12 protein-coding genes are annotated in these 12,923 nt (G+C 69.9%); 5 read left to right on the top strand and 7 right to left on the bottom strand.

Annotated elements, in window-relative coordinates; genetic code table 11:
- Positions 1-55 precede the first annotated feature (55 nt).
- Both ND450_RS29525 and ND450_RS29520 read right to left on the bottom strand, forming a co-directional pair.
- A complete protein-coding gene (locus ND450_RS29525) occupies positions 56-481 on the bottom strand; it encodes a MarR family winged helix-turn-helix transcriptional regulator (protein WP_089908822.1) in 426 nt (141 codons plus the stop codon).
- Positions 482-521: 40 nt separating this feature from the next.
- Positions 522-1,955 carry an NCS2 family permease gene (locus ND450_RS29520; RefSeq protein ID WP_253321768.1) on the bottom strand — a complete coding sequence of 478 codons (1,434 nt, stop codon included), beginning with the start codon at positions 1,953-1,955 and terminating at the stop codon, positions 522-524.
- Positions 1,956-1,971: 16 nt separating this feature from the next.
- Here ND450_RS29520 and ND450_RS29515 point away from each other — a divergent pair, with 16 nt between their 5' ends.
- Positions 1,972-2,238, top strand: coding sequence for a DUF2530 domain-containing protein (locus ND450_RS29515; RefSeq protein ID WP_245785848.1), 267 nt, complete (start codon positions 1,972-1,974; stop codon positions 2,236-2,238).
- Positions 2,239-2,244: 6 nt separating this feature from the next.
- Complete coding sequence (locus ND450_RS29510; RefSeq protein ID WP_253328024.1) at positions 2,245-3,009, top strand: ABC transporter permease; 765 nt, start codon at positions 2,245-2,247, stop codon at positions 3,007-3,009.
- Positions 3,010-3,134: 125 nt separating this feature from the next.
- Here the strand turns inward: ND450_RS29510 and ND450_RS29505 are convergent, their stop codons facing one another.
- Positions 3,135-3,758 (bottom strand): superoxide dismutase, encoded by a 624-nt coding sequence (locus tag ND450_RS29505; protein ID WP_253321767.1) that lies wholly within the window; start codon positions 3,756-3,758, stop codon positions 3,135-3,137.
- Positions 3,759-3,844: 86 nt separating this feature from the next.
- On the opposite strand from ND450_RS29505, the gene ND450_RS29500 reads away from it, so the two are divergent.
- Both ND450_RS29500 and ND450_RS29495 read left to right on the top strand, forming a co-directional pair.
- Complete coding sequence (locus tag ND450_RS29500; RefSeq protein ID WP_253321766.1) at positions 3,845-5,497, top strand: ABC-F family ATP-binding cassette domain-containing protein; 1,653 nt, start codon at positions 3,845-3,847, stop codon at positions 5,495-5,497.
- Positions 5,494-5,904, top strand: coding sequence for a hypothetical protein (locus tag ND450_RS29495; RefSeq protein ID WP_030467775.1), 411 nt, complete (start codon positions 5,494-5,496; stop codon positions 5,902-5,904). Before ND450_RS29500 ends, ND450_RS29495 begins: the two co-directional genes overlap by 4 nt.
- Positions 5,905-5,978: 74 nt before the next feature.
- Here the strand turns inward: ND450_RS29495 and ND450_RS29490 are convergent, their stop codons facing one another.
- Entirely contained in the window at positions 5,979-7,475 is a 1,497-nt protein-coding gene (locus ND450_RS29490) for a glutamate--cysteine ligase (RefSeq protein ID WP_253321765.1), read from the bottom strand.
- Between the two features lie 209 nt (positions 7,476-7,684).
- Between ND450_RS29490 and ND450_RS29485 the strand changes: the two genes are divergently transcribed.
- Entirely contained in the window at positions 7,685-8,476 is a 792-nt protein-coding gene (locus ND450_RS29485) for an RNA methyltransferase (protein WP_089908839.1), read from the top strand.
- On the opposite strand, the gene ND450_RS29480 is transcribed toward ND450_RS29485, so the two are convergent.
- The 3 genes from ND450_RS29480 to ND450_RS29470 form a co-directional block, all read right to left on the bottom strand.
- Positions 8,473-9,072, bottom strand: coding sequence for a DUF2537 domain-containing protein (locus ND450_RS29480; protein ID WP_253321764.1), 600 nt, complete (start codon positions 9,070-9,072; stop codon positions 8,473-8,475). The two genes, ND450_RS29485 and ND450_RS29480, sit on opposite strands and share 4 nt — an antisense overlap.
- Positions 9,073-9,383: 311 nt before the next feature.
- Complete coding sequence (locus ND450_RS29475; RefSeq protein WP_253321763.1) at positions 9,384-11,219, bottom strand: ABC transporter ATP-binding protein; 1,836 nt, start codon at positions 11,217-11,219, stop codon at positions 9,384-9,386.
- A complete protein-coding gene (locus ND450_RS29470) occupies positions 11,216-12,913 on the bottom strand; it encodes an ABC transporter ATP-binding protein (protein ID WP_253321762.1) in 1,698 nt (565 codons plus the stop codon). Before ND450_RS29470 ends, ND450_RS29475 begins: the two co-directional genes overlap by 4 nt.
- Between the last annotated feature and the right edge of the window lie 10 nt (positions 12,914-12,923).

Below are 12,923 nucleotides of genomic sequence, written 5' to 3'. Positions count from 1 at the left end.
GGTACGACGAGGTGGCGCACTGTCTGCTCCACCACCCGCGTAACCCGACACGTTCTTACTGACCCGCCATCCTGTCGATGATGTCGGCGGCCCTGGCGAGCAGTTCCCGTTCCTCCGGGTCCAGCTCGGCCAGCCGCTTGTCCAGCCACGCCTCGCGGGCCGTTATCTCGTCCCGCAGGTACGACAAGCCTTCGTCCGTGAGCTCGACGATGGCTTGACGACCGTCGGTGGGGTGCGGGCTGCGCGTCGCGAAGCCGAACTCCTCCAGGGCGGCGATCACGCGCGTCATCGACGGCGGCTGCACGCCTTCCTTCGACGCCAGTTCGCCCGGGGTCAGCGGTCCGCACTTGTGCAGCGTGGACAGGGCTGACACCTGCGTGAGCGACACCGCCGAGTTGGTGCGCTGTGCCCGCAGGCGGCGGTTGAGGCGCACGACGGCAAGCCTGAGCCTGCTCGCCAGTCCGTGCTGATCGGTCGCCACGTAGTTAGCATACCTCACGAAATAGTTTCCTGCCGAAAGGTCACGACAGGAGGCTTTGGATCGGTCCCAACGAGAAGTAGACGACGAAAGCCGCCGCCACGATCCACATGAGCGCGTGAATTTCGCGGGCCTTGCCGGTGAGGGCCTTGAGCAGGACGTAGCTGACGAAGCCCGCGCCGATGCCGTTCGCGATCGAGTAGGTGAACGGCATGACGACGATCGTGAGGAACGCGGGCAGGGCGATGGTGAAGTCGGTGAAGTCGATCTCGCGGATCTGCATCATCATCAGCGCGCCGACGATCACCAGCGCGGGCGCGGCCGCCTCGATCGGCACGACCTCGTAGAGCGGCGTGAAGAACATCGCGAGCAGGAACAGCACGCCGGTCACGACGTTCGCGAGACCGGTCCTGGCGCCTTCCGCGATGCCGGACGCCGACTCGATGTAGACGGTGTTCGACGAGCTGGAGGCGGCACCGCCGGCCACGGCGCCGAGGCCGTCGACGAAGAGGGCCTTGCTGACGTTGGGCAGCTGGCCGTCCTCGTCGATCAGATCCGCTTCCTTGCCGAGACCGGTCATCGTGCCGACGGTGTCGAAGAAGTCGGTGAGGACGAGCGTGAAGACGATCAACGCGGCGGCCAGCGCGGGCAGGCGGGTCCAGGCGCCGAACGACACGTCGCCGAGCAGGCTGAGGTCCGGGACGCCGAAGACCTGGTCGGGCAGGGCCGGGTAGCCGAGGTTCCAGCCCTTGGCGTTGACGCCCGCGGACGGACCGGCCTTCACGAGCGCCTCCAGGACGATCGCGAAGATCGCCGTCGAGACGATGCCGATGAGGATCGCGCCCTTGACCCTGCGCGCGAACAGCACGCCCGTGACCACGAGCCCGACGACGAAGACGAGCGTCGGCCAGCTCGCGATCGACCCGTTGATGCCGAGGCCGACGGGCACGGTGGTGTTCGCGGCGTCCGGCAGGCGGCGGACGAACCCGGCGTCCACCAGGCCGATGAACGTGATGAACAGACCGATGCCGACCGCGATCGCGGCCTTGAGCTCGTTCGGCACGGCGTTGAACACCGCCGTCCGCACACCCGTGACGACCAGCAGCAGCACGACGAGGCCGTTGACCAGGATGAGGCCCATCGCCTCGGGCCAGCTGACCTTCGCGGCGACGCTCACCGCCACGAACGAGTTGATGCCGAGCCCGGTGGCGAGGGCGAACGGGTAGTTGGCGATCAGTCCGAACAGGATGGTCATCACGCCGGCGACCAGCGCCGTCACCGCGGCGACCTGACCGACCGGGAGGATGTTGCCGAGCACGTCGGGGTGCGATCCGGGACCCGACGGCGCGAAGCTGCCGATGATCAGCGGGTTCAGCACGACGATGTACGCCATCGTGAAGAACGTCACGACACCACCGCGCACTTCCCGCGCCACGGTCGACCCGCGCTCGGAAATCTTGAAGAACCCGTCCAGCATCTGGTCTCCTTACGACGTGTCCGAACGCGACTCCGCCCCACCGCACCCGCCGGCGCTGCCGCACGGGCTGGCAGACCCCGTGCCGGTCGTGCTGGGGGGAACCGCGCTGTGGTTCCTCGGATTTCTGGTGGTGCTGGTCCTCGACCGCTCGAACAGCACCCTGCTCTGGACGACCCTGTCCGGAGGTCTGCTCGGGATCATCGGGTACGGAGTCTTCTACTGGCAACGGCGGGCGGCGAGGCGCGGGTCACGAACTGCGCAGCGGGGCCTCGACGACGCATAGTTGCTCATGGTTCTGGCCACCGACTGGGTCCGCCTGCTGATCGTCTGCGTCGTCTTCGTGGCCGCGGCCTGCGCCATCGTGCGCTTCACCGGCCTCACCACCCCGAAGCCGTTCCTCACGGCGGCGGCCCGCGCCGTCCTCCAGCTCGCGGCCGTCAGCGCCGTGATCACGTTCGTCCTGACCCACCTGGGCCTCACGTGGGCCTTCCTCGTCGTCATGGCCGTCGTGGCGACCGCCACCTCCGCGCGCCGCACCGGAGCGGGTCGCAAGGGTGTCTGGGTGGCGGCGTCGATCCTGGTGGGCACCGTGCCCGCACTCGTCTTCCTGCTCGCGATCGGGCTGCTCCCGGCGAAGGGCATCGCGCTCATCCCGGTCGGCGGCATCCTGATCGGGGGCGCGATGACCGCCACGACGCTGTCGGCGCGCAGGGCCCTCGACACGCTGCACGAACGCTTCGGCGAGTACGAGGCGGCGCGCGCCATGGGCTTTCGCGAGCGCGACGCCGTGCGCCTGATCATCCGCCAGCCGTCCGCGGAGGCGCTGCTGCCGCCGCTCGACCAGACCAGGACGGTCGGGCTGGTCACCCTTCCGGGTGCTTTCGTCGGGATGCTCCTCGGCGGCGCGCCGGTCTGGCAGGCGGGCGCGCTCCAGATCGTGGTGCTCCTGGCATTGCTGGCCGTCGAAGCCGCCGCCGTGGCAACCGTCGTGGAGCTCGTCGCGAGAGGTCTGGTCAGGAGGGCTTCCCAACCAACCGAAGTTAGGCTAACCTAAGTCTCGTCGCTTCGTGGTGGGAGCGGCAGTCAGTTCGGGAACGGACGAGGCCCCCGCTCTGGGCAGAGCGGGGGCCTCGTCGTGTTCGGCGGTGGGCGCTTGTCGGAGCATCCACTGCCGAAGGATCAGGGCAGCAGCAGGCCGTTCTGGCCCGAGCGTGCCGCCTCGAAGCGGGCGGAGACGTCCTCCCAGTTGACGACGTTCCACAGCGCCGAGATGTAGTCGGCCTTGAGGTTGCGGTACTGCAGGTAGTACGCGTGCTCCCAGATGTCGAAGGCGAGCAGCGGCGTGACCGCGATCGACAGGTTGGAGTGGTGGTCCTTCAGCTGCAGCGTGATCAGCTTCTGCGCGATCGGCTCCCAGGCGAGGATGCCCCAGCCGGAACCCTGGATCGACGACGCGGCGGCGTTGAGCTGGCCGCGGAACTTGTCGAACGAGCCGAAGTGCTCGTCGATCGCGGCCGCGAGCTCGCCGACCGGCTTGTCACCGCCGTGGGGCGAGAGGTTCTTCCACCACACCTGGTGCAGCGCGTGACCCGCCAGGTGGAACGCGAGCGTGGTCTCGAGGCCGACGATCGAGCCGAAGGCCTCCTTGTCGCGGGCCTCCTCGATCTGCTCGATCGTGTCGTTCGCGCCCTTGACGTACGCCGCGTGGTGCTTGCCGTGGTGCAGCTCGTTGATCTCGCCGATGATCGCCGGCTCGAGGTCGCCGTAGTCGTAGTCGAGATCCGGCAGCACGTACTGGCCCATGACATCTCCTGCAATCTCTTGGTACTTGCAACCTACTAGCAATAAGGGTCAGTAAACCAGTTGCGGGTGGTCGTACCTTCGAAAGCGTGTCCGTGCTGACAGCCAGGAACATTTCGCTGTCGTTCGGTCCGAGGACCGTGATCTCGGAGGTTGATTTCAGTGTTTCGCCTGGTGACCGCGTCGGTCTGATCGCGCCGAACGGCGTCGGCAAGTCCACGTTGCTCCGCCTGCTCGCCGGTGAGCTGCCACCGGAAACCGGTTCTGTCTCAAGCACCGGGACCGTCGCCCACCTGACCCAGGAGACCCTCCACCGAGCTGGAGAGTCGCTGCGGGACCACCTCGCGCGCCGCACCGGCGTCGCGCGGGCCGAGCAGTGGCTGCAACGGGAGGCCGAGGCCCTCGCGGAGGGCGGCGGCGCCGAGTACTCCGACGCGTTCGACCACTGGACCGCCATCGGCGCCGGTGACTTCGACGAGCGCGCGGACGCCGTCTGCGAACGCCTCGGCCTGCGGGCGGACCTCCTCGACGGCCGGGAGCCCGACGAGCTGTCGGGCGGCCAGCAGGCGCGCCTGCGGCTCGCGGCGGTCTTGCTCACGCGTGCCGACGTGCTGCTGCTCGACGAACCCACGAACGACCTCGACGCCGCCGGCCTCGACCTGCTCGAGAACCACGTCAACGGCTACCAGGGCGCGATCGTGCTGGTGAGCCACGACCGGGAGTTCCTCGCGCGCACCACGACCGCCATCGCCGAGCTCGACGAGTTCAGCCACGGCATCACCGTCTTCGGCGGTGGCTGGGACGCCTACGTCGAGGAGAAGGCGAACGCGGAACGCCGTGCCCACGAGGAGTACGACGCGTACTCGGCGAAGCGCGACTCGCTGGTGCAGCGCAGCCGCCAGGTGAAGGAGTGGTCGCGGCAGGGCGTGCACCGGGCGAACAGCGCCAAGGCGCGCCGGGACGAGCCGGACAAGAACATCCGCGCCGGCCGCACGCAGGCAGCGGAGAACACGGCGTCCCGATCGTCCGTTGTGGACCGTCAGCTGGCGAGGCTGGAGGAGGTCGAGGAACCGCGTGAGGCGTGGCAGCTCCGGCTCACCCTGCCGTCGGCGGGGCGCGGCAGCTCCGTCGCGTTCACGTTGCGGCAGGCCGTGGTCCGCCGCGGCGACGTGACGCTCGGACCGGTCGACCTCACGATCGGCGCGGGCGAGCGGTGGCGGATCACCGGGCCCAACGGCTCCGGCAAGTCGACGTTGCTCGGCGCGCTGCTCGGCCGCCTCCCGCTGCTGGAGGGCGACCGCTCGATCGGGCCGGGCGTGGTCGTCGGCGAGGTCGACCAGCTGCGGGCCGAGTTCGCGAGCGACACCAGCGCGCTGCGGATCGTGGCGGACGCGTCGGGACTCCAGGACGTCGAGGTGCGCACGCTGCTGGCGAAGTTCCGGCTCGGCGCGGACGCCGTGCTGCGGCCGGCGCGCGAGCTCTCACCGGGCGAGCGCACCCGCGCGGGACTCGCCCTGTTGCAAGCCCGTGGCACGAACTGTTTGGTGCTCGACGAACCGACGAACCACCTCGACCTCCCGGCCATCGAACAGCTGGAACAGGCGCTCGAGAGCTACGCGGGAACGTTGTTGCTGGTCACGCACGACCGGCGGCTCGCTTCGGCCGTGCGGGTGGATCACGAGATCAACGTCCGCGACCTTCTCACGTTTCCTCGTGTGAAGGGTGGAAGATATGGGTCATGACCACCGAGGAGGACTGGCCGGTCGAACAGACCTGGTCGATGCGCAACACCCACTGGCACGCCTATGTGGAGCACACGTCACTCGACCACGCCTCTCCTCGACAGGTCCGGCTCGAACGCACCCCTGAGGAAGTGCTGACGTCGCCGGCCGAGGTCGCCGCGTGGCTCGAGGTCAACCTCCGCAGCGCGACGAGGCCCGAGGAGACGGGCAAGAAGCGCGTGAAGGACGAACGGGACTTCACCGACTCGAACCGGGTGCACGCCTCGCTGGCGTCGCGCGGCGAGTCGATCTACACGGGCGTGAAGGGCGAGCTCACGCTGGCGGTCGAGGCCGTGACGCCGGACGAGTGCCGGATCTCGCACGACGGTGCGGACGTGGCGCCCCTGAAGGCCGGCCGCCGCCGCTAGCTCGAGCCGGTGCGGGCAGGCCTGTCACGAGGACATGCCTGCCCGCACCGGTTGCTCGTCAGGGCTCCGGGCGGCTAGCCGACGTGCCAGGTGTGCACGGGCTCGCCCGCGTGCATCAGCTCCATGTACCGCTTGAGCATCCCGGACAGCGCCGCGTCCCTCGACAGGCCGCGTTCCTCCAGCAGCGCAACGGTTTCCCGCTGCCACGACGAACCCGTGCGGCGCGCGAGGCAGCGCTGTTCGATCACGCCGAGGTAGCGCTCGCGGGCCTCGTCGGAGACGCCGCAGTCGCGCAGGCCGTCGTGCGCCATCGGCAGGAGCCTGCGCAGCACCAGCTCGTCCGGCGGGATCCAGCCGATGCCGGGCCAGTACAGCTGGGCGTTCATGCCGTGCCGCGCGCCGGTGTAGAGGTTCTCCTCCGCCGCCTGGAACGACATCTGTGTCCACAGTGGACGTTCTTGTGAGGTGAGCGCGCGCTGGGCGCCGTAGAAGAACGCGGCGTTGGCCATCGTGTCGAGCACCGTGGGGCCGGCGGGCAGCACCCGGTTCTCGACGCGCAGGTGCGGCACGCCGTCGACGACGTCGTAGACCGGCCTGTTCCAGCGCCAGATCGTGCCGTTGTGCAGGCGCAGCTCGGAAAGTCGAGGCGCGCCACCGGCTTCCAGGACCTCCAACGGGTCCTCGTCGTCGGTTTCGGGCAGCAGGCTGGGGAAGTAGCGCACGTTCTCCTCGAACAGGTCGAAGATCGACGTGATCCACCGTTCACCGAACCACACGCGCGGGCGCACGCCCTGGTTCTTCAGCTCGTCCGGGCGCGTGTCCGTGGCCTGCTCGAACAACGGGATCCGGGTCTCGTGCCACAGCGCCTTGCCCAGCAGGAACGCCGAGTTCGCGGCGATCGCGACCTGCACGCCCGCCAGGCACTGCGCGGCGTTCCAGTGCGAGGCGAAGTTCGTGGGCTCGACCTGCAGGTGCAGCTGCACCGACGTGCACGCCGCTTCCGGCAGGATCGACTCCGCGTAGCTGTACAGCTTCTCCGGGCCCTTGCCCGGCATCGCCGGGCCTTCCATGTGCAGCACCATCTCCTCGCCGCGGGCCTTGAAGATGGTGTCGTTGAGCAGCGCGTACCGCGGCGACTCGGAGAGCCATCTGCGGTCGAAGTGCCGCTCCCGCAACGTGGGCAGCACACCGATCATGGCCAGGTTGGCGCCCACGTCGTTGGCCTTGGAGTCCGCGCTGTCGAGCGACTGGCGCAGTTCCTCCTCCAGGCCGAGCATCTCGCCCCCGGCGAGCTCGCGCGGGGGGACGTTGATCTCGAGGTTCTGCTGTCCCAGCTCCAAGGTGTAGGAGGGATCGTCGATCTTCTCGAGGACCTCCGAGTTCGCCATCGCCGGACGCATCGCGTCGTCGACGAGGTTCAGCTCGATCTCGAGCCCCATCTGGCGACGGGGGAAGGAGAACGTGTCTTCGGCCAGCATCGTGGCCAGTGCGTCGAGACTCCGCTGCATCTTCTCCCGATAACGCTGGCGGTCGTCTCTGGTGAAAGTGCGGCTGGACACTTCACTTCCCATGCCGCTACCCCTTCGCTCGGCGCCGGTGGGCGCGGGCCAGGCGGAACGCCAAACGTGACACAGCGGAAACCTGCTTTACATCGCCCAAATCGGTGCTCTCTGTCACGTCGAGGTAACAACCAGCGATCATCCGCTGGTCGGGCGCGTGCGGTTCCGCCCTCCGGACTACCTGGGCTGTTCCACGACGGGTCGGATGCGAAACTTCCCGCGTGGCTGACGTGATCGAGATCAACGACCCGGCCGACCCCCGGCTGGACGACTTCCGCGACCTGTCGACGGCCGACCGCAGGCCCGACCGGCCCGGAGGACGCGGTCTCGTCATCGCCGAGGGCGTCGTCGTGGTGGAACGCCTGCTGGCCTCCCCGTACCCCGTGCGCGGACTGCTCGGCGTGCGCCGCCGGATCGAGGCCCTCGACCTCGCTGACCTGGACGTTCCCGCCTACGTGACGTCAGCGGAGGTCATGGCGTCGGTGGTCGGTTTCCACCTGAACCGGGGCGTGCTGGCGGCGGCGGACAGGGCTCCCGCGGTGTCGTTCGAGGAGCTCGCGGCCGGCTCCCAGCGCCTCGCCGTGCTGGAGGGCGTGGGCGATCACGAGAACCTGGGTTCGATCTTCCGCAACGCCGCCGCACTGGGCGTGGACGGCGTCGTCCTGGGCCCCGGCTGCAGCGACCCGCTGTACCGCCGCAGCGTGCGCGTGTCGATGGGCCACGTGCTGCGCGTGCCGTTCGCTACCACGGATGAGTGGCCCGCGGCGCTGAACCTGTTGCGGCAAAAGGGTTACACGGTTGCCGCTCTGACACCCCGCCCGTCCGCCCTGCACCTCGCGGACGCGGGCCTGCGCGGACGGCGCGTGGCGGTGCTGCTCGGCTCGGAGGGCCCTGGGCTCACCGACGAGGCGATCGACGCGGCCGACCTCGCCGTCCGCATCCCGATGTCGTCGGGCGTGGACTCCCTGAACGTGGCGACCGCGGGCGCCGTGGCGTTCTACGCGTTGCTCTAGAGGAGCGTGAGGATCAGCGCGAGCCAGGCGACGCCCACCCCGGTCACGACGCCGTAGGCGACCCAGCGCCACACCGGCACCTTGCGCCCGAGCCACACGCTCGGCGCCAGGCCACCGACCACCAGCACGTTCGCCACGAGCGCGAGCCACCGGCTGGTCTCGCCCAGACCCAGCGAGAGCGACACGACCGTCACCGCGACGATCGCCGCGGTGATCACGCTGACCGTGAGCCCGGTGCCCCACGGGGTGGGCTCGGACTCCTCCTGCTCCTCCGCGCCGGCTTCGGCTTCGGCAGGCGCCTCGGGCGCTTCGACGGTGAGCAGGTCGCCGCTCACCGGGTCGGTGTAGCTGACCGGGGAGTTCATGACCGCCGCGATCCTGCCGGCGAGCTGCCTGCCCCGGCGGGCGACCAGCGCGTTGGCCACCCCGTCGGCAGGCGTCTCGGTGCGCACCACGGCGTCGGCGACCTTCGCCCACTCGTGCAGCGCCTCGGCCAGGTCCGAGCCGAGGGGCAGGCTGTGCGGGTCGACCTCGCGCTCACCGGACTCGTCTTCGCCGGCGAGCACGGCGCGGCCGTCCCGGACTCGCAACTCCACTGCGCCTCCTCGGTCTGGAGCTTTCCGGCTGGAAACCTATCGGACTGGTGGGGTGGGGAGAACGGACGTCGGCCGGCGCCGGGGTGGGAGGGCGGCCAGAGAGGCCGGAAAAGCCGGGGTGGCGGGGAAGGTTGGGATTGGGGGAGGACGGGGTGGCGGAAAGCCGAGTTGGCAGCGAGCACGGGTGGAGCCGCGACCTGATGCCACCACCCTCGGCGGCCTCGCCGCCCCACAGCCGGAGCCGTCCCCACCAGAAGTCGTGAGGTCGCGTTCGCGCCAGATCCCCATTGGCGCGAACGCGACCTGCAGGCCTAGGCGAGCGAGTCGCGCCAGGCCGTGTGCAGGGCGGCGAACCTGCCCCGCTCACCGATCAGCTCCTCGGGGGAGCCGTCCTCCACCACAATGCCACCATCGAGCACCAGCACGCGGTCCGCGATCAGGACCGTCGACAGGCGGTGGGCGATGATGAACGCCGTCCGGTCCGCCAGCACCGTTTCCAGCGCTGCCTGCACGGCGCGTTCTGTGGGCACGTCCAGTGACGACGTCGCCTCGTCCAGCACCAGCACCGCCGGGTCCGCGAGGAACGCGCGGGCGAAGGCGACCATCTGGCGCTGGCCCGCGGACAGGCGGCCGCCTCGCTTGCGGACGTCCGTGTCGTAGCCGTCGGGGAGGGCCGCGATGAACTCGTGCGCACCCACCTCGGCGGCTGCCGCCTCGATGTCCGCCCTGGTCGCCGACGGGCGGCCCAGGGCGATGTTGTCGGCCACGGAACCGGAGAACAGGAAGTTCTCCTGCGTCACCATCGTGACCGCCCGGCGGAGGTCCGTGTCGGCGACCGTGCGCAGGTCGGTGCCGTCGAGCTGCACCGAACCCGTCGACGGGTCGTAGAAGCGGGCCACGAGCTTCGCCACGGTCGTCTTGCCGGCACCGGTCGCGCCCACCAGGGCCACGGTCTGGCCCGCCGGGACGTCCAGCGAGAAGCGCGGCAGCACCAGGCGGGTCGTGCCGGGGTACTGGAACTCCACGTCGGCGAACCGGACGGCGCCCCGCGCGTGCGGCAGCGCCACCGGCGAAGCCGGTTCCGGGACCGACGGCTCCTCCTCCAGGACGCCCGAGATCTTCTCCAGGGCGGCGGTGGCGGAGGAGTACGAGTTCGCGAACATCGCCAGCTCGTCGAACGGGTCGTAGAACCGGCGCAGGTACACGGTGAACGCCGTCAGCACGCCCAGTTCCAGGGAGCCGCCCGCCACGCGGTAGGCGCCCCAGGCGAGGACCAGCGCCAGCGACACGTTGCCGATGGCGCGGACCGACGACACGAACGTCGCCATCACGCCCAGCGCGTCGGTGTTCGCGTCGCGGAACTGGCCGTTGAAGCCCTTCATGATCTGCTCGTTGCGGGGCTGGCGGCGGAACGCCTGCACCGCGCGGATGCCGTTCATGGACTCCACGAACTGCACGATGATCTTGGCGATCGCGCCGCGCGTGCCGCGGTAGGCGTCCATCGAACGCCGGCGGAACCAGCGCCAGATGAAGTAGATCGGCACGAAGCCCGCGATCACGACCAGGGCCAGTGGGACGTCCAGGTACAGCAGGATGATCGCGATGCCCGTCACCGACAGCGCCGCGTTGAACAGGCTGTCGAGGCCCTCCTCCAGCAGGTCCTGCAACGAGTCGACGTCGCTCGTCAGTCGCGAGATGACCTTGCCGGACGTGTAGGACTCGTGGAACCCGACGGACAGGCTCTGCGAGTGCCGGAAGATCCGGCCGCGCAGGTCCAGCAGCACGTCCTGGCCGACCCGGCCGGACAGGCGCAGGAACGCCCAGCGCAGGAACGTCATCAGCACCGCGGAGACCGCGTACCCGGCGACGCACCAGACCAGGGTCGCCGCGCTGCCGCCGATCGCGGACGGGATGCCGTCGTCGATCGCGACCGCGATCAGCAACGGGCCCGCGAGCGCCGCCAGGTTGCCGCCCACCACCGCGGCGATCGCCAGCGACACGAGGCCGACGTGCGGGCGCAGCAACGATCCCAGCAGCCTGCGCGAGCGGGCCTGCAGGCGCAGGCCCGTCGAGTGCGTGATCTCCTCGATCTCCTCGGCGGCGACGCCGCGCCACTCTTCTTCCTGTGCCACAGCCACTTCACTCACGACGCCACCTCCTCTTCGATCAGGTCGTCGTCCATTGAGGACAGAAGACGCTTGTACTCCTCGTTGGTGTCCAACAGCTCCCGGTGCGAACCGATCGCCTCGATCCTGCCGTCGACCAGCAGCGCCACCCTGTCCGCGAGCTGCACGGTCGACGACCGGTGCGCCACGACCAGCGCCGTGGTGTCGCGCAGCACGCGCCTCAGCGCGCCCTCCACCTCGGCCTCGGTGTGGACGTCCAACGCGGACAGCGGGTCGTCCAGCACCAGCACCGCCGGCTTGCCGACGACCGCGCGGGCCAGCGCCAGCCGCTGCCGCTGGCCACCGGACAGCGACAGGCCCTGCTCGCCGATCCGGGTCGCGAGCCCCCACGGCAGCGCGTCCACGAACTCCTCCGCCTTGGCCACCCGCAACGCCTCGCGCACGGCGGCCTCGGACACGTCCGGCACGCCCAGGCCCACGTTCTCCGTCACCGACGCCGAGAACAGCACCGGTTCCTCGAACGCCGTGCCCACGACGGTCCGCAGGTCCTCCAGCGAGAAGTCCCGCACGTCGACGCCGTCGATCGTGATCCGGCCGCCCGTCACGTCGGCGAGGCGCGGCACCAGCGCCGTCAGGGTCGTCTTGCCCGACCCCGTCGCGCCGACCAGCGCCAGCGTCTCACCGGGACGCAGGTCGAGGTCGACACCCGAGAGCACCTCGCGGCCGTCCTCGAACGCGAATCGCACGCCCTCGAAGCGGACGTGCCCGCGCAGCGGCACGGGCAGCGGCGCGGGCTTGGCGGGGCCGGTGATGGTGACGGGGGAGTCGATGACCTCCCAGTACCGTTCCAGCGCCGAGGCGGCCTGGTTCGTCTCCGCCAGCAACCAGCCGATGGAGTCGATCGGCCAGCGCAGGTACGCGCTCACCGCGACCGCCGCGACCAGCGTGCCGACCGTCATCCAGCCGTTCACGATGCCGATCGCGCCGACGCCGAGCATGCCCGCGATCGACAGCTCCGGCAGCACGATCAGCACCGACCACAGCGACGCCAGGATCGAGATCTTGTGCAGTTCCGTGGTCCGCAGCTCGCGCGCCTGCGCCAGGAACCGCTTCGACAGCTCCGGCCCGCGCCCGAACGCCTTCAGCACCCGGATGCCGAGCACCGACTCCTCGACCGTCGTCGTCAGGTCGCCCGCCTGGTCCTGCGCCTTGCGCGCGACGACCTTGAACTTCGCCTCGAAGAAGTACGAGATGACGATCAGCGGCAGCGCGCCGCACAGCGACACGATCAGCAGCCACGGCGACAGGGCCGCGATGATGCCCAGCCCGATCAGCACGACCAGGCTGTTGACGATCAGGAAGACGATCGCGAACGCCACGAACCGCCGCACGGTCGTGAGGTCGTTCGTCGCGCGCGAGAGCAGCTGGCCGGACTGCCACCTGTCGTGGAACGCCACCGGCAGCCGCTGAAGGTGCTGGTACAGGTCGAACCGCATGCGCGCCTCGACCTCGGCGGCCGGCCGGGCCACGACCTTGCGCCGGATGTAGAACAACACCGCCTCGCCGAGCCCGAGCAGCAGCACGCCCAGGATCAGCCACGGCAGCGGGCCGGTCTCCTTGTTCTGAATCGGACCGTCGACGATGCGCTGCGTGAGCAGCGGGATGCCGAGACCGCACAGCATCGCGAGCATCGTCGCCGACAGCACGACAGTCATCCGTGCGCGG

Origin of the sequence: Lentzea sp. HUAS12 (assembly GCF_024125735.1) — a bacterium.
Lineage (GTDB): Bacteria > Actinomycetota > Actinomycetes > Mycobacteriales > Pseudonocardiaceae > Lentzea > Lentzea albida.
Note: the sequence above shows the minus strand (reverse complement) of the source record. Positions and strands in the feature narration are given on the sequence as shown.

Coding starts and splice junctions, on each gene's coding strand:
- ND450_RS29520 (WP_253321768.1), bottom strand. CDS start 1,955: ATGCTGGACGGGTTCTTCAAGATTTCCGAGCGCGGGTCGACCGTGGCG.
- ND450_RS29510 (WP_253328024.1), top strand. CDS start 2,245: ATGGTTCTGGCCACCGACTGGGTCCGCCTGCTGATCGTCTGCGTCGTC.
- ND450_RS29505 (WP_253321767.1), bottom strand. CDS start 3,758: ATGGGCCAGTACGTGCTGCCGGATCTCGACTACGACTACGGCGACCTC.
- ND450_RS29495 (WP_030467775.1), top strand. CDS start 5,494: ATGACCACCGAGGAGGACTGGCCGGTCGAACAGACCTGGTCGATGCGC.
- ND450_RS29490 (WP_253321765.1), bottom strand. CDS start 7,475: ATGGGAAGTGAAGTGTCCAGCCGCACTTTCACCAGAGACGACCGCCAG.
- ND450_RS29470 (WP_253321762.1), bottom strand. CDS start 12,913: ATGACTGTCGTGCTGTCGGCGACGATGCTCGCGATGCTGTGCGGTCTC.